A 14,645-nucleotide genomic window follows, 5' to 3' on the forward strand; every position below is an offset into this window, starting at 1 on the left:
CTAGACGTCGTCCGCCGAGATCATCTCGGCAGTGTCGATCTCGCCGGTCATGACCGCCACCGTGGTCGCCACTGCGGCATCGCCGCTGACGTTGGTGGTGGTGCGCATCATGTCCATGATGCGGTCGACACCGGCGACGAAGGCGATCGTTTCCAGCGGCACGCCGACCGCGCCGAAGACCAGCGCCATCATGATGAGGCCTGCGCCCGGGATGCCCGCCGCGCCGACTGCGCCCAGCGTGGCGAGGATCGAGATGAGGAAGTAATCGCCCATCGACAAATCCACGCCGAAAATCTGCGCGCCGAACAGCGTGGCGAGGCCGAGATACATCGCCGTGCCGTTCATGTTGATCGTCGCGCCAAGAGCGATGACGAAGCTCGCGACCGAGTTCGACACGCCGAGGTTCCGCTCCGCACAGCGCAATGTGACGGGGAGCGTGGCGTTCGATGACGCGGTCGAATAGCTCACCGCCATCGCGTCCACGATGCCGCGGAAGAAGTCGCGCACCGGCAGCTTGGCGAGGAACTTGATCATGCTGCCGTAGATCAATGCGATGATCAGCAGGCAGCCGAGGTAGTTGAGACCCACCAGCTTGGCGAGGCTGACCAGCGCATCCATGCCGAGCGTGCCTGCCACCCATGCCATCAGCGCGAACACGCCGAAGGGGGTCAGCTCCATCACGATCATCGTGACCTTCTGCATCACCACCGCGCCGCTATCGAAGATCTTCTGGACCGGCTCGCCGTCCTTACCCGCCATCAATATGCCGATGCCGATCAGCAGCGAGAAGACGATGAGCGGCAGCACCGCCACATCGGCCATCACCTGTACCGGGCTTTCGGGCACGATCGAGAGGATCATGTCGACCGCGGTGGTCGGGTTGGGTTCGGGCGTCGCGCCCTTCTGGATGGCGCTGGTATCGACGCCTGCTCCGGGCTGGACGAAAGTGCCCAGTGCAAGGCCTAGCCACACGGCGATCTGGCCGGTGACGATGAAGAGGATCATGGCTCTCCCGCCGACCGCACCCAGCTTGCGCAAGTCGCCGATCGCGGCAACGCCCGCGACGAGGCTGAAGAAGATCAGCGGCACGACCAGCATCTTGATCGACTTGATAAAGAAGTCGCCGATCCACTTGATGCTTTCCGCTTCGGGGCCCCAGGCATAGCCGGTCAGCACGCCGAGGATGAGCGCGGTCAACACGCGCTGCCACAGTGGAATTTCGAACCAGACCCTCAGCATTGCTGTCCCCTCAGACGTGTTTTCTTATGCCAGCGCGTCCTTCGCGATGCGCGCGTAGATGCGGCTTAGCGTGGAAAGGTCCTCGATGGCTACAGCCTCGTCGCGCTTGTGCATGGTGGCGTTGACGAGGCCGAATTCGATGACCGGGCATACGGCGCGCAGGAAACGGGCGTCCGAGGTGCCGCCGGTGGTCGAAGGCTCGGGGTCGACACCCGTTTCCGCCTTCACCGCGCGGGCAATGATGTCGCTGAACTCGCCCGGCGGGGTTAGGAAGGGCTCGCCTGAAATGATCGGTTTTGCGACGCCGCCGTGCTTTTCTGCGATCGCGCCGACTTTCTCCGACAGCGAAGCGCCCGAATGGGTGTCGTTGAACCGAATGGAGATGCGCGCCTCGGCTTTTTCCGGGATGACGTTATGCGCCATATTGCCGACCTCGAGGTCGGTAATCTCGAGGTTGGAGGGCTGGAACCAGTCATTGCCTTCGTCGAGCACCAGCGCGTCGAGTTCGGCCAGCATGGCGACCAGCTTGGGGATCGGATTGTCGGCGAGGTGCGGATAGGCGACGTGACCCTGCGTGCCTTCGACCTCCAGCCAGATGTTGACCGAGCCGCGTCGCCCGATTTTCATCATGTCGCCGAGGCGATGGACGCTGGTGGGCTCGCCGACGAGGCACATGTCGGGCTGGTGGCCTGCCTCGCGCATGAAATCGATCAGCGCGCGCGTGCCGTGGAGCGCAGGCCCTTCCTCGTCACCGGTGATGATGAAGCTGATCGTGCCCGCTTCGGCCGGGACATTCGCCACTGCATCGACCATGCAGGCAATCGAGCCCTTCATGTCGACCGCGCCGCGCCCGTAGAGGAGCTCACCGCGCACTTCGGGCTCGAACGCGTCGGAAGCCCAGCCACCACCGGGCGGCACCACGTCGAGATGCCCGGCAAAGGCGAAGTGTTTCGAACCTTCCGGTCCCTTGCGGATGGCGAAGAGGTTTTCGACCGGCGCTTCGGGCGTGCCTTGTGCGCCATCACCGCGGGTGAAGCGCGTCACCTCGAAGCCCAAGGGCACGAGCATCGCTTCCATGCGGTCGAATACGGAGCCGGTCGCGGGGGTGACGCTTTCGGCGGCCATCAGGCGCTTGGCGAGTTCCAAAACCTCAGTCATATTCGCTCCGCTAGCAGGAGAGTGTCGCAATGCCCAAGCTCGATCTCGATGCCATCCCCCAGACCAATGCCACGGGCTATCCGCCACCCTATGACGAGGATGTGGCGGGGCGCCATTATCGGCGGCTTGCCCCGGTGGGCGGGCTGACCAAGCTGGGCGCGAGCCATGTCGTCCTCGAACCCGGCGCCTATTCCTCGCAGCGTCACTGGCACGAAGGCCAGGACGAGCTGGTGGTCATCCTGCAGGGCGAGGCAATCCTCATCGAGGACGCGGGCGAGTTCCCCGTCGGACCCGGCGACATCCTTGCCTGGCCTGCGGGCGAGAAGAACGGTCACCGCTTACATAATCGCTCCGACAAGCCTTGCGTGTTCCTCGCCATCAGCGGCGGCGACCGCGAGCTCGACCGGGGCGAATATCCCGACATCGACATGGTCTTCACTCCCGATGGCTATTTCCGGAAGGACGGCACGCCCTACCCGACCAAGAGGGTTCCCTAGCGACCACCTCTCCGTTCGTGTCGAGCGAAGTCGAGACACGCGGGGCATGGCATCTCGACTTCGCTCGATGCGAACGGTTTTCTAGATTTCCTCTTCGGGCAATGGCCCGGGCGCGAAGGCCGCATCGAGATATTCTGCCATGCGGATGCCCGCCTGGGTCACGCGGCGCTGGGAGATAGGGATGGCGCGCTCGATATCTTCCTGCGTCAGCGCCGTCTCGTCGGGCAGGTCATCGCCCTCGCAAACAGGGCGGTCGAAGGCCTCGGGATAGACGAAGTCGCGGCTCGTCTGCCAGCTCTCGCGTCCCCAGTCGGCAGGCGTTCCGCCACCAAGATCGGCGCGCTCCTCGGCGCTGTAGCGGCGCACCAGCGGCACCTCGGCAGAGGTAATCGCACGCTCGGCCAGCGGACCATCCCAGATCCAGTGGAGGTTGAGACCCGGCACGATGCCGTAATCCGTCTCGACACTATTACCACCGCGGTCCTCGTGGTCGCCCGAATGGAGCGGCATGTGCACATCGCCGATGAAGTGGACCATGAAGGCGAGCGCTTCGAGGCGGATATGCGCGGGCAGGCTCTCATCCGCGAGCAGGCGCTGGCTGCGCTCGATCTGCGCCGTCACGCAATTGCCGCCGGAGCAATTGCGGCGCGGATTGTACGCCTCGCAAACCGGCGCGGTGCGGTAATGCCATGCGGCGGTATAGCCCCAGCGCCAGCGGGTCCGGCGCACGCAATCGGGCCAGACGCTCGCGTCCTCGATGGTTTCCAGCTTGCATTCGGGTGTCGCAAGCAAAGGTGCTGCGGCAAACAGGCGCTGCATGGAGGCGCGCGTGTCGTCGCTGATGTTCTCGTCGGCGATTTCGGCCGTCGTGCGATGCGCAAAGAAACCCCACGCATGCGCCTGAGCCGGAAGCAGTGCGAGCAGCGCCGCGAATGCCGTCAGGACACGGTGTCGTAATGTTCGATGACCCATTCTTCGTTTTCCGATGCTTCGACCCATCCCTGCATCCATTCGTGCTCCCACACCGCCTGCATATAGGCGGCGGCGAAGCCGGGGACAGGTATCTGGTAGCTGATAAAGCGGCTGACAACGGGGGCAAAGAAAACGTCTGCCGCTCCGAACGTGCCGAACAGGTAGGGCCCGCCGCTGCCGAAACGGCTGCGTGCTTCCGCCCACAGCGAGAGGATGCGCAGGATGTCCGCCTTGCATGCCTCGCTCGGCTCGAACCCGTCGAAGCGCTTGCGCACGTTCATCGGGCATTCGCTGCGCAGCGCGAAATAGGAACTGTGCATCTCCGCCACCATCGACCGGGCCATGGCGCGCGCGGCCTCGTCCTTGGGCCAGAAACGTTCGCGGCCGACCTTGTCCGACAGGTGCTCGAGGATGGCGAGGCTGTCCCACACCACGATCTCGTCGTCCCACAGGATCGGGACCTTGCCGTGAGAGGGCTGCGTGCCGGTGCCGTCCTGCTTCAACTCGTCCCACGCCTCGCCGCCCATTGGGACGATGATTTCCTCGAACGAAAGGCCCGACTGCTTGGCCGCGAGCCAGCCGCGCAGCGACCAGCTCGAATAGTTCTTGTTGCCGATGATGATCTTCATGCCGGTCCCCTGTGTTGGCGCGCAGCGGTAGGGGTTCAGCTTCGCGCTGTCGAGCCTGAACGATGCCGCTTTCCGGCGAGCGTCTTTGCAGCTAGACGAACGCCATGAGCCTGCGCCCCTTCCATCTCGCCTTCCCCGTCCACGACTTGGATGCCGCCCGCACCTTCTATGGCGAGGTGCTTGGCTGCGCGGAGGGCCGCAGCAGCGACGACTGGATAGATTTCGATTTTTACGGCCACCAGATAGTCGCGCATCAGGCCCCCGGCCTTGTTGCCGACCGTGCGCGAACCAAGGTCGATAGCGAGGAGGTGCCCGTCCCCCATTTCGGCCTCGTGCTGACGATGGATGACTGGCAAGCCATGGCGGACCGGCTGCAGGCGGCGGGGGTGGAGTTCGTCATCGAACCCACCGTGCGCTTCAAGGGCAAGCCGGGCGAGCAGGCCACGATGTTCTTCCGCGACCCCAGCGGCAATGCGCTGGAGATGAAGGCCTTCGCCGACGACGCGATGCTGTTTGCGACATAAGCCACGATTCAACAATTCAACCGCCGCGTCCACGTCCTGGACATTCGACCTAACCATCATTTCGCTTCAGTGATGCAAGACACCCACCCTGCACGATTTTTTCGCCCCGAGCATGTCGATTTGGAACTTGTCAGCGTGGCGTATCGAGAACGCACCTTCCCCGTCCACATTCACGAACAATTCGTCATTGGCGCAGTCGAATCCGGTGCGGAGACACTGGAAACGCACGGCAAGACCTACCACGTGAGCCTTGGCGATATCATCACGATCAATCCAGATCAGGCCCACGCGAACAGCGCTTTTGGCGACGAGGTCCTGCGTTATCGGGTCTTCTACCTTCCCGAGACGCTCGTGAGTTCCTTTACCGACCGTTCCGGCCTTCGTTTCGCCAGGCCCAAGGTCGAAAATCCATCTGGCGCGGCGCGACTAATCGAACTCCATCGATGGATGGAAGCAGGAAAAGGCGACAGGCTTGAGCAGGAACTCGCTGTCGCGAAGATCATCGATATCGCGTTCGATGCTGCTGGGAGCATGGAACAAACTCCGGAAATGCCGGACAGAATCAATCGCGCTCGCGAATTTATAGAGAGGCACTTCTGCGAAAACTTCGGGCTCGAGGAGCTGGCCGACGCGGCGGGGATCTCCAAGTTCCACCTGGCGCGAAGTTTCAGGAAGACGCACGGATTGAGTCCAATCGCGTATCGGACGCAGCGCCGGATTCGTGAAGCGAAGCGCCTCATCCTCGAAGGACATCCCCTCGCCGATGTGGCGACAGACCTTGGATTTGCCGACCAGAGCCATTTCACCCGCCAGTTCCAGGCAACCGTGGGTATCTCGCCTTCGCTATACCGGGAGCAATGAGGTTCAAGACACCTCGCTTTCACAGCCCTATTCCCTGCTGCGAAAAATACAGGGAATTATATATGACTATTTTTAAGGCTTTCGCCCCGCAGGCTGCGCGCTTGACGAATTGCCGGGCGATGCTTGGCGCGCCCCTTCATGCCATTGCTGCGTGTGCCTTGCTCGCGCTTCCAACATCCGCAGGTTCGGCTTCGGAAGCTGCCGATTGCAATCAGCGCCATCATGAAAACGCTGCTGCAGGTCCCGCCCATGAATTTCTCGAGAAGTATGTCGAGTGGGCCAAGGGCGTCGACCGCGAGGGTCTGGAGCGAGGTACGCGACTGGATGCAACACAGCTCCAATTAGCCAAGGATGTCGGCATCAAGCATCCCGAGCGGGTGAGGCTGGTGTGGGTGGACGCGGTCCCCTTTCCCATGGAAGACAAGTTCATGCGGACGATCGGGGAAAGCATAGGGTTCGTCGGCCCCGGCATCATCAACAACGCCCAGGCCTTCGGCTATGCGATATGGGTACGGAAGGGTTTCGACCTCGACAGGCCGAACCTCGCCCATGAGTTCGTCCATGTAAGGCAGATCGAAGAGAGCGGGGATTTCGGCGGTTTCGTGTCGCGCTACATGCAGCAGCTGCAGGGCTTCGGACATGACGAAATGCCGATCGAGCTGGAAGCCTACGAAGCCAACCGGACTTTCGCAGAGTAAATTACTCTTGGGTGGGGGCTGAGCGCCAGCGTCCTGCAGAAGCGCCGCCACCAGTTCCGCCAACCCCAAGCCCTTCTCGCTCGAAGTCACGTAAACCTGACGATACCACGTCGTTCGCGCATCGAGCCGCTTCGAAAGATTTAATTAGTCCCGCGCCAGTCGGGTCCGTAGACAGCGAAACCGCGCTCCTCGAGCTGGTCTAGCACGCCGCCATTTTCGGCAAGGACGCGCAGAGGTACGACAGCGAGCGTCACGCCCTTTTCCTGCGCCGCATCGGCGAGCATGCCGGTCCACTGGTCACGGATTTCAGTCCCGATATCGTCATCCGCCCACGGCCAACACGTGCCGAGCGCGATTTCGAGAGGGTTTTCCATCACCGCTCTTATCTTGAAGTTCCGCCAGGCCTCTCCGCGTGCCTCGATAATCGTCTGGCCCGCTTCGGTCGCCGCCATCGCGGCTTCGAGACAGGGTATGTGACTTGCAGGATCGGCCTCTGCCAAATCGTCGAGCAGGTCCTCGCCGCGAAAACGTTCGGGCCTCAGGACCGGAATGTCGGCGCGCTTCGCGGCCTTCTTCACGATGTCGGTCGGGTCCTTCGTAGTGTCGTCATCGAAATCGAGGCGCCTCGCCAAGAGGTCGAAAGACGTCATCAGGAAGCTGCGCCGGTCGTAATCGATGTCGTATTGCGCTTCGAGCCGGGCCAGCCTGTCGCGCTGTTCGGCCGACAGGTATTGCGCCGCAGTCGTACCGTCGGGCAGCTTGGTTATCTTCCCGCCTGCGAAAATCATGCGGAAGATGTCTCCGGCCGAAAACTTCGGTCGTGCGCGCAGGATGACCCTGTCGGCTTCGGCGGCGGCCTCTTCGAGCATATCGGGCTGCCATGGCGTGATTTTCGGCACCCCGGCAATCTCGCCCACAAGCAGGACCGTGCCGTTGTCCGTGTCGATGGTCCACATGGGCGCGCCCGACCGCTTGGCGGTGACGACGATCTCATTCTCGGACGACGGCACCTGCGACACTGCCGGATGAGGCCACAAGGTGGCAGCGGCAAGTGCAGCAGCAGTGAATGTCTTGAATTGCATGCACGCCGCTCTAGCGCGCCAAGATAGACGGCTTGTGAATGAACCGCTGGTATGCGGAACCTAGATGCCCGCGTCCATCAGCAAGGCTGCCCGCAGTTCGCCGATGCCCATGCCCTTCTCGCTCGAAGTCACGTGGATCTTCGGATAGGCGGCGACGTGTTTCTTCGCTTCGGCCTCGACTGCGGCGACGGTCTTTTCCAGCTCGCTCGCCTTGATCTTGTCGGCCTTGGTCATCACCACACGGTAGCCCACGGCAGCTTCGTCGAGCATCTTCATCATCTCGCGGTCGACGTCTTTAAGCCCGTGGCGGCTGTCGACGAGCACGAGGTTGCGGACCAGCACCTGACGTCCGCGCAGATAGGTCTTCACGAGGTTCTTCCATTTCTCGACGACCTTCACCGGCGCCTTGGCAAAGCCATAGCCCGGCATGTCGACGAGGCGGAACTGGGTCGGCTCGCCCACTTCGAAGAAATTGAGTTCCTGCGTGCGTCCTGGCGTCACCGAAGCGCGCGCGATCTTCTTGCGGCCCGTGAGCGCGTTCAGCAGCGAGCTCTTGCCCACGTTCGAACGGCCCGCAAAGGCAATCTCGGGCACGGTCGGCTCGGGCAGGAATTTAAGCTGCGGGGCCGAGAGGAGGAACTCCACCCGGCCGGAAAACAGCTTGTTTGCGCGCCGCTCCAGCTGGGCCAGTTCGGCGGCTTCTTCCTCGGTCATCAGTTACCGGCCTTGGCTGCTGCCGCAGCCTTTTCGGCCTTCTCCTTCTCCGCCGCGGCTTTCAGTGCCGGGTGCTTCGAATAGAGATATTTCTGCTGCGCCAGCGTGAGCACGTTGGAGGTTACCCAGTAGAGCAACAGGCCTGCCGCGAACGGCGCCATGATGAACATCAGCACCCAGGGCATGATGTTGAAGATCTGCTGCTGCACCGGGTCCATCGCGCTGGGGTTGAGCTTGAAGGTCAGCCACATGGTGAAGCCCAGCAGCACGGCGAGGATGCCGATGGCAAGGAAGCCCGGCGGGTCGAAGGGCAGCAGGCCGAAGAGGTTCAGCACGGTCGCCGGATCGGGCGCGGAGAGATCCTTGATGTAGAGGAAGTCCTGGTGACGCATCTCGATGGCGAGGTAGAGCACCTTGTAAAGCGCGAAGAAGATCGGGATCTGCAGAATCAGCGGCAGGCAGCCCGCGAGCGGATTGACCTTCTCGCGCTTGAACAGCGCCTGCATTTCCTGCTGCTGCTTGAGCCGGTCGTCCTTGTACTTTTCCTGCAGCTTTTTCATTTCCGGCTGGATCGCCTTCATCGCCGCCATCGAAGCGAACTGCTTCTGCGCAACAGGGAACATCAGCCCGCGCACGATGATGGTCAGGATGATGATGGCGACACCGAAATTGCCGACCAGTTCGAAGATATTGGTGAGCAGCCACAGGAAGGGTTTCTCGAACCAGCGGAACCAGCCCCAGTCGATGGCGAGGCCGAACTGAGGGATGCCCGCGTCCTGATAGGCGTCGAGGATTTCGCTTTCCTTGGCTCCGGCGAAAAGCTGGGTCGTCGTGGTAATCTTGCGGCCTGCCGGAATGGTGACGGGGTCATAACGCATCTCGGCGCTGTAACGGTCGCCTCCGAGCGAATGGAAAGTCGCGTCCGGCGCGCTGCCGCTGGCGGGCACAAGAGCGGCCAGCCAGTAGATGTCGGTAAAGCCGATCCAGTCTACCGCGCCCGAGGGGCTGACCTTCCGGTCTTCCTCGACATTGTCGTAATCGTAGCCGTATTCCACCGCCTCGTCGAACGAACCGATCGGGCCCGAATGGGCGATGAAGAAGTCGTCGCTCGCAGTCGTGCTGGTGCGTCCCACGATGCCGTAAGGCTGGGCCACGACGGGAACGTCGCTCGTGTTCGAAATCGCCTGCGCGACCGTGATCATGTAATTTTCATCGATCGAATAGGTCTGCTCGAGCAGCACGCCATTTCCGGCGTCATAACTAAGCGTAACCGGATTTTCCGGCGTGAGCACATCGCCATCGGCTTCCCACTGGGTCACGTCCGGCAGCTTGGCGCCGTTTACCAGCACGCTCAGCTGGGCGTATTGTTCGACCTCGGTCCCGCGCGGCGCGAAGATGCGGACCGGGCCGCTGTCCTTGTCAGGGCTGGCGGCGTAATCCTTGAGGACGATGTCGTCGATCATGGCATCGGCGAGGTTGATCGAGCCGGCCACCTTGGGCGAATCGATGCGCACGCGCCCTTCCGAGGCAAGCGCGCTGTCGAGATCGACGCGCGCGGCCGCACCTGACACCGTCCCCGCGTTCGCGGCGGCAGCCTGCTCTGCCGGAGTATCGACATTCCCCGTCGCAGCCGGAGCTTCCTCGGGCTGCGGGTAGAGATAGTCGCTCACCCACTGGAAGCCGATGAGGATTGCCAGCGACAGGGTGAGGACGAGGACAAAATTGCGTGAGTTTTCCAAGGTCGATCCCGTAGGTAATGTATTCGCTAGGTGGGAAGAGTGTATTATGACGTCAAGACACTGGATGCGCTAAGGCACCGGGTCGCGGCCGCAGCCCCCCCAGGGTTGGCAGCGCAATAGCCGCTTGAAGGCCAGCCATCCACCCTTGATTGCGCCATGCTTCTGCAGGGCCTCGATGGCGTACTGGCTGCAGCTTGGCGTAAACCGACATGTCGGCGGCAGGATGCGGCTCGGGCCGAGCTGCCATGCCCTCGCGATCCAGATGAGCGGGTATTTCATAATCATTCCGTTCGTGTCGAGCGAAGTCGAGACACACTGGCACGAGACATCTCGACTACGCGCTGCGCGCTTCGCTCGATATGAGCGGCGGTCATGCGCGACGCGACCGCTTGTGCCGCGGACGGCGCGCGCGGTCGCCTTCACCCTTGGCGGCGCGGGCAAGCGCGGCATCCAGCTCCTCGGCCAGCGCGGCAAAATCGCGCTCGACCCCGCCCTCGCGTCCGATGAGAATGTGGTCGTGGTCGGCAAGGCCGGATGACGGCAAGGCTGCCCAGAGTAATTCGCGGAACCGCCGCTTCATGCGGTTGCGCACCACGGCGTTGCCGATTTTCTTCGTGACGGTGATGCCGTAGCGCTTGCCCTTGCCCTCGTTCGGGCGGGTCAGCAGCACGAAACCCGGCTTGGCGTTCCGCATACCGCGATTGGCAGCGAGGAAATCGCTGCGCTTGGTGATGACGGACAGGCTCGGGTGCATGGAGGCTACATACGCGAACGGGCCCCCCGAAGGGAGCCCGCAGGTTCGCTCAGACTGTAAGGCCACGCGCAGGGCGCGGCCGGTCAGTCAATCACGCACAAAGGTTCTTGCGGCCGCGAGCGCGACGTGCACGGAGAACCTTGCGGCCACCCGGAGTAGCCTTGCGGGCGAAGAAACCGTGGCGACGGGCGCGCACGAGGTTCGAGGGCTGGAAAGTCCGCTTCATGGGAACACCTTCAGTTAAAATATGTTGCTGCCGGGCGAATCGCCGCGACGAAAAAGGGCCGCCATTCGCAGGCGTCCGCTCTTGGAGGGGCGCGCTTAAGGAAAAGACCCGCAAAGGTCAAGCCAGAAGGCGACTTCCCCCGAAGTGGAGGAGCCAAGTCTCGACAATCGCTATGCTTCTTGTCATGCCGCCTGCCAACAAGGGGGGAAGAAGCTTTGGTCGCACTGGTCCGGACGGTGGCCTATCTCGGGCTGGAAGCACGCAGCGTCGAGGTGCAATGCAGCCTCGCACCGGGCCTTCCGAACTTCAACATCGTCGGGCTGGCCGACAAGGCGGTGGGCGAAAGCAAGGAGCGGGTGCGCGCTGCGCTGTCCTCCATGGGTCTCGCGCTGCCGCCCAAGCGCATCACCATCAACCTCTCGCCCGCCGACCTGCCCAAGGAAGGCTCGCATTACGACCTTCCCATCGCGCTCGCCGTGCTGGGGGCGATGGGCATCACCGATGCCGAACAGCTGGGCGACTGGATTGTCGTGGGCGAACTGGCCTTGGATGCCCGCATCCAACCCTCGCCCGGCGTGCTGCTCGCCGCCATCCATGCGAGCGAGGCGGAAAAAGGCCTCATCTGCCCCGCTGCGCAAGGCTCGGAAGCGAAATGGGCGAGCGATGTGCCGGTGGTGGCTGCGCCCGACCTGGCGAGCCTGCTCAACCATCTGAAGGGCACCTCGCAGTTGCCGCCGCCCGAGCAGGGTCTGGTCGAGGAGGGCGGCAAGGCGCCCGACCTCAAACAGGTGAAGGGACAGGAAACCGCCAAGCGCGCGCTCGAAATCGCGGCGGCGGGCGGACACAACCTCCTGATGATTGGCCCTCCCGGTGCGGGCAAGTCGCTGCTGGCGAGCTGTCTCCCCGGAATCCTGCCCCCGCTCTCCCCGCCCGAGGCGCTGGAGGTGAGCATGGTGCAATCGGTCGCCGGGCTCCTCGAGGAAGGCCGCATCAGCCGCGCCCGCCCGTTCCGCGCGCCGCATCATTCGGCGAGCATGGCCGCGCTGACCGGCGGCGGGCTGAAGGTGAAGCCGGGCGAGGTGAGCCTTGCGCATCTCGGCGTGCTGTTCCTCGACGAACTGCCCGAATTCCAGCGCGCCGTGCTCGATTCGTTGCGCCAGCCGCTCGAGACCAACACGGTCGATGTCGCGCGCGCCAACGCGCATGTGACCTTCCCCGCCAATGTCCAGCTGGTCGCGGCGATGAATCCGTGCCGCTGCGGGCATCTGGGCGACCCCGCGCTGGCGTGTTCGCGCGCTCCCAAATGCGCCGCCGACTACCAGAGCAAGGTCTCCGGCCCGCTCCTCGACCGCATCGACCTCCATGTCGAGGTCGATCCGGTCAGCGCCGCCGACCTCGCCCTGCCACCGCCTGCCGAGGGCACGGAAGAAGTCGCCGCAAGGGTCGCCGCCGCGCGCGAAGTGCAAACGGCCCGCGCCGAAGCCAGCGGAGCGCGCACCAACGCCGAACTGCAAGGCGACGCGCTGGAGGAATTCGCCGGCCCCGACGAGAAGGGCGGCGAACTGCTGATGCAGGCGGCCACCGCCATGCGCCTATCGGCGCGCAGCTATACGCGGATGCTGCGAGTGGCGCGGACGATTGCGGATCTTGCGGGAGCGGAGAAGGTAGGCCGCATCCATGTGGCAGAGGCGCTCAGCTATCGGAGGCAGCCGCCAAGGGCTTAAAAGTGGCAAGAACACCTATTGAGGGCAAGAACGGCCACTGCTTCAGCTAGCTGCGAATTGGGACGAAAATTTTAGGCAGCCTCCTGACATGCTTCATCATCCGGAAAGTTGGCGCACATGCTTTCTAGCATCCGGCATGCTGATTGGTTGCCATCCTCGCAATCCCACTTGAGGCATATAAAGTCATCAGAACAAAGTGCTCGTTCAAGAATGGGAAGCGAGCCCGTGAAAGCGAGCAGCAAAACCAGCATGAGGCCGAGACAACCCAATGTAGGCCTTAAGTCTTTTTTATACGCCATTCGAAAAAATCTAGTCGCGCAAGCTGTTGGCCGCAATCGGCTGTTGGCCTAGAACCTACTGCTCCTCGCTCATGTCGAGGTTGAGCTTGACCGTCTCATGTTCGTGGTCGCCCTCGAACTTGGCGAGGAAGTCGGCGATGGGCATGGCCTGATCGGGCACTTCGCCCACATTGGGCGCGGGCGCGGGCGCAGCCATGCCGTCGGCGGGGGTGGTCTTCACGTGGAGATAGGGCACCCAGACTTCGCCGTAATCGGCTTGCTGGTACCACACGTCGAGCACGTCGTAGCTCGCCCAGGTGCTGTCGGGTTCCTTCAGGCGGATGCCTTCGCCAATGCGCGGCACGCTCATCGCCTTGATGCGAAACTGCGTCTGGTGCGTCTCGTTCTGGACTTCGATTTCGATCACGTTTTCTATCCGGCTCAAAGGGGCACTGGCCCCGATTCACCGCAAGGTATCTCATAAAGGTGTTTCGATGGTTTTAACGATGACGTCACGCCGCCTCGGCGCGGTTTGACGTCACTTTTGCAAGAGGTCGTTAACCAGGGTGATTAGCCCTGCGCGGACTGGCATGAGGCGCGCTCAAGCCTTTGTTTGCGCGGCATAGGGCGTGTTCTTGAGGAGGTGGCGGTTGTAATCGGGCGCGCCGTCATCCCACCACACGGGGCCCCGCTCGCCCAGCGCGACCTTGGCTTCGTGGACGCGCGCGCGGGCATCTTTCTCGAGCTCAGCGTCGTTTTCGCGCTTCGCCGCCGCGACATCACGGCGCGCTTCCATCAAATCGCGCACGAGTGATTCGCGCAGTGTTTCGGAAAGGTGCGGATTGCTGGTGCGCCACAAGCGGCCGCGTACGATGATGTAGCGGCCGTCGGGCGTGCGTTTGGGAGCGTCGCTCAGGCGGCGCTGCGCTTGGAAGCGAGATCGACCACTGAGCCGTTCTCCAGCGCCTCGCCAGCCGTCGCCTTGGTGCCATCGGCGCGAATGCCGAGATTGGCGCGCTCGACCAGGTGCAAATCCGCAGGGCCGAGGATGCGGCCGTCATGGCTGAGGATGGAGGTCGGGCCGATGGGCAGGCGGTCGCGCTCGTCGACCAGCACCGGGTTCTCGATAACCTCGGCCCCGTATTTCTGGCCCCACTGGCGCAGCGCGACCATGGCGGGGAGCAGGTCGAAGCCCTTCTCGGTCAGGCGGTATTCGATTTTCCGGCGGTCGTCGGGACACGGATCGCGGCGCAGGATGCCGTGCTCGACCAGCTTGGCGAGCCGGTTCGACAGGATGTTGCGCGCAATGCCGAGCTCGCTGAGGAATTCCTCAAAGTGGTGCAGGCCGTTGAAGCTGGCGCGCAGGATCATGAAGCTCCAGCGTTCGCCCATGACCTCCAGCGCCTGCGGCAGGCCGCATTCGGTCAGTTCGCGCAAGGGTTCGCGGATATCGCCCATAAAATTCAGTCCTCTTCGGGAAACCTATCTAGCGGGTTTTCCGCAAACGCCAACTTTTTCGGAAAAAGGGTTGTGGAATGCAACTTACTTGG

At 62.9% G+C, this 14,645-nt stretch carries 18 protein-coding genes; 5 read left to right on the plus strand and 13 right to left on the minus strand.

The genetic code is table 11. The features are described from left to right. Together K3152_RS08875 and dapE are read right to left on the minus strand one after the other, a co-directional pair. Entirely contained in the window at positions 1–1,239 is a 1,239-nt protein-coding gene (locus K3152_RS08875) for a dicarboxylate/amino acid:cation symporter (protein ID WP_221573778.1), read from the minus strand. Positions 1,240–1,263: 24 nt separating this feature from the next. Then, complete coding sequence (dapE, locus tag K3152_RS08880) at positions 1,264–2,397, minus strand: succinyl-diaminopimelate desuccinylase (protein WP_221573779.1); 1,134 nt, start codon at positions 2,395–2,397, stop codon at positions 1,264–1,266. A gap of 29 nt (positions 2,398–2,426) precedes the next feature. Here dapE and K3152_RS08885 point away from each other — a divergent pair, with 29 nt between their 5' ends. Further along, positions 2,427–2,894: a cupin domain-containing protein gene (locus K3152_RS08885; protein ID WP_221573780.1), complete on the plus strand. Its 468-nt coding sequence runs from the start codon at positions 2,427–2,429 to the stop codon at positions 2,892–2,894. Between the two features lie 81 nt (positions 2,895–2,975). Here K3152_RS08885 and K3152_RS08890 read toward each other — a convergent pair whose 3' ends face one another. Beyond that, entirely contained in the window at positions 2,976–3,866 is an 891-nt protein-coding gene (locus tag K3152_RS08890; RefSeq protein WP_221573781.1) for a S1/P1 nuclease, read from the minus strand. After that, positions 3,833–4,495: a glutathione S-transferase family protein gene (locus K3152_RS08895; RefSeq protein WP_221573782.1), complete on the minus strand. Its 663-nt coding sequence runs from the start codon at positions 4,493–4,495 to the stop codon at positions 3,833–3,835. The genes K3152_RS08890 and K3152_RS08895 overlap by 34 nt, the downstream gene beginning before the upstream one ends. 104 nt (positions 4,496–4,599) lie before the next feature. Between K3152_RS08895 and K3152_RS08900 the strand changes: the two genes are divergently transcribed. From K3152_RS08900 to K3152_RS08910, 3 genes are all read left to right on the plus strand, one after another. Then, positions 4,600–5,019, plus strand: coding sequence for a VOC family protein (locus K3152_RS08900; protein WP_221573783.1), 420 nt, complete (start codon positions 4,600–4,602; stop codon positions 5,017–5,019). A gap of 72 nt (positions 5,020–5,091) precedes the next feature. Next, positions 5,092–5,880: a helix-turn-helix transcriptional regulator gene (locus K3152_RS08905; protein ID WP_221573784.1), complete on the plus strand. Its 789-nt coding sequence runs from the start codon at positions 5,092–5,094 to the stop codon at positions 5,878–5,880. Then, the gene (locus K3152_RS08910) at positions 5,877–6,578 is read left to right on the plus strand and encodes a hypothetical protein (RefSeq protein ID WP_221573785.1); all 702 of its coding nucleotides are present in this window, start codon (positions 5,877–5,879) and stop codon (positions 6,576–6,578) included. The genes K3152_RS08905 and K3152_RS08910 overlap by 4 nt, the downstream gene beginning before the upstream one ends. A 140-nt stretch (positions 6,579–6,718) precedes the next feature. Here the strand turns inward: K3152_RS08910 and K3152_RS08915 are convergent, their stop codons facing one another. From K3152_RS08915 to rpmH, 6 genes are all read right to left on the minus strand, one after another. Beyond that, positions 6,719–7,660, minus strand: coding sequence for a TraB/GumN family protein (locus K3152_RS08915; protein WP_247713329.1), 942 nt, complete (start codon positions 7,658–7,660; stop codon positions 6,719–6,721). Between the two features lie 60 nt (positions 7,661–7,720). Continuing rightward, the gene (gene yihA / locus K3152_RS08920) at positions 7,721–8,374 is read right to left on the minus strand and encodes a ribosome biogenesis GTP-binding protein YihA/YsxC (protein ID WP_040965288.1); all 654 of its coding nucleotides are present in this window, start codon (positions 8,372–8,374) and stop codon (positions 7,721–7,723) included. Continuing rightward, on the minus strand, positions 8,374–10,113 hold the full coding sequence (gene yidC, locus K3152_RS08925; RefSeq protein WP_221573786.1) for a membrane protein insertase YidC: 1,740 nt from the start codon (positions 10,111–10,113) through the stop codon (positions 8,374–8,376). The genes yihA and yidC overlap by 1 nt, the downstream gene beginning before the upstream one ends. 69 nt (positions 10,114–10,182) lie before the next feature. Further along, positions 10,183–10,392 (minus strand): membrane protein insertion efficiency factor YidD, encoded by a 210-nt coding sequence (yidD, locus tag K3152_RS08930; RefSeq protein WP_425594673.1) that lies wholly within the window; start codon positions 10,390–10,392, stop codon positions 10,183–10,185. A 91-nt stretch (positions 10,393–10,483) separates the two neighbouring features. Then, entirely contained in the window at positions 10,484–10,867 is a 384-nt protein-coding gene (rnpA, locus tag K3152_RS08935; protein ID WP_221573788.1) for a ribonuclease P protein component, read from the minus strand. Positions 10,868–10,958: 91 nt separating this feature from the next. Continuing rightward, a complete protein-coding gene (gene rpmH / locus K3152_RS08940) occupies positions 10,959–11,093 on the minus strand; it encodes a 50S ribosomal protein L34 (RefSeq protein WP_006833929.1) in 135 nt (44 codons plus the stop codon). Positions 11,094–11,308: 215 nt separating this feature from the next. On the opposite strand from rpmH, the gene K3152_RS08945 reads away from it, so the two are divergent. After that, the gene (locus K3152_RS08945; RefSeq protein ID WP_221573789.1) at positions 11,309–12,817 is read left to right on the plus strand and encodes a YifB family Mg chelatase-like AAA ATPase; all 1,509 of its coding nucleotides are present in this window, start codon (positions 11,309–11,311) and stop codon (positions 12,815–12,817) included. Between the two features lie 354 nt (positions 12,818–13,171). Here K3152_RS08945 and K3152_RS08950 read toward each other — a convergent pair whose 3' ends face one another. The 3 genes from K3152_RS08950 to K3152_RS08960 form a co-directional block, all read right to left on the minus strand. Beyond that, positions 13,172–13,522: a hypothetical protein gene (locus tag K3152_RS08950; protein WP_221573790.1), complete on the minus strand. Its 351-nt coding sequence runs from the start codon at positions 13,520–13,522 to the stop codon at positions 13,172–13,174. Positions 13,523–13,696: 174 nt separating this feature from the next. After that, a complete protein-coding gene (locus tag K3152_RS08955; RefSeq protein WP_345719786.1) occupies positions 13,697–13,954 on the minus strand; it encodes a hypothetical protein in 258 nt (85 codons plus the stop codon). 53 nt (positions 13,955–14,007) lie between these two features. Then, entirely contained in the window at positions 14,008–14,553 is a 546-nt protein-coding gene (locus K3152_RS08960; protein WP_221573791.1) for a winged helix-turn-helix transcriptional regulator, read from the minus strand. Positions 14,554–14,645 lie beyond the last annotated feature (92 nt).

This window comes from Qipengyuania polymorpha, from assembly GCF_019711435.1.
GTDB classification, from domain to species: Bacteria; Pseudomonadota; Alphaproteobacteria; order Sphingomonadales; family Sphingomonadaceae; genus Qipengyuania; species Qipengyuania polymorpha.

Bases quoted from the DNA above. Each gene is read 5' to 3' on its own strand.
- K3152_RS08915 (WP_247713329.1), bottom strand. From the start codon at position 7,660: ATGCAATTCAAGACATTCACTGCTGCTGCACTTGCCGCTGCCACCTTG.
- K3152_RS08960 (WP_221573791.1), bottom strand. From the start codon at position 14,553: ATGGGCGATATCCGCGAACCCTTGCGCGAACTGACCGAATGCGGCCTG.
- K3152_RS08875 (WP_221573778.1), bottom strand. From the start codon at position 1,239: ATGCTGAGGGTCTGGTTCGAAATTCCACTGTGGCAGCGCGTGTTGACC.
- K3152_RS08905 (WP_221573784.1), top strand. From the start codon at position 5,092: ATGCAAGACACCCACCCTGCACGATTTTTTCGCCCCGAGCATGTCGAT.
- yihA (WP_040965288.1), bottom strand. From the start codon at position 8,374: ATGACCGAGGAAGAAGCCGCCGAACTGGCCCAGCTGGAGCGGCGCGCA.
- K3152_RS08895 (WP_221573782.1), bottom strand. From the start codon at position 4,495: ATGAAGATCATCATCGGCAACAAGAACTATTCGAGCTGGTCGCTGCGC.
- K3152_RS08900 (WP_221573783.1), top strand. From the start codon at position 4,600: ATGAGCCTGCGCCCCTTCCATCTCGCCTTCCCCGTCCACGACTTGGAT.
- yidD (WP_425594673.1), bottom strand. From the start codon at position 10,392: ATGAAATACCCGCTCATCTGGATCGCGAGGGCATGGCAGCTCGGCCCG.
- dapE (WP_221573779.1), bottom strand. From the start codon at position 2,397: ATGACTGAGGTTTTGGAACTCGCCAAGCGCCTGATGGCCGCCGAAAGC.
- K3152_RS08885 (WP_221573780.1), top strand. From the start codon at position 2,427: ATGCCCAAGCTCGATCTCGATGCCATCCCCCAGACCAATGCCACGGGC.
- K3152_RS08910 (WP_221573785.1), top strand. From the start codon at position 5,877: ATGAGGTTCAAGACACCTCGCTTTCACAGCCCTATTCCCTGCTGCGAA.
- rnpA (WP_221573788.1), bottom strand. From the start codon at position 10,867: ATGCACCCGAGCCTGTCCGTCATCACCAAGCGCAGCGATTTCCTCGCT.
- rpmH (WP_006833929.1), bottom strand. From the start codon at position 11,093: ATGAAGCGGACTTTCCAGCCCTCGAACCTCGTGCGCGCCCGTCGCCAC.
- K3152_RS08890 (WP_221573781.1), bottom strand. From the start codon at position 3,866: ATGGGTCATCGAACATTACGACACCGTGTCCTGACGGCATTCGCGGCG.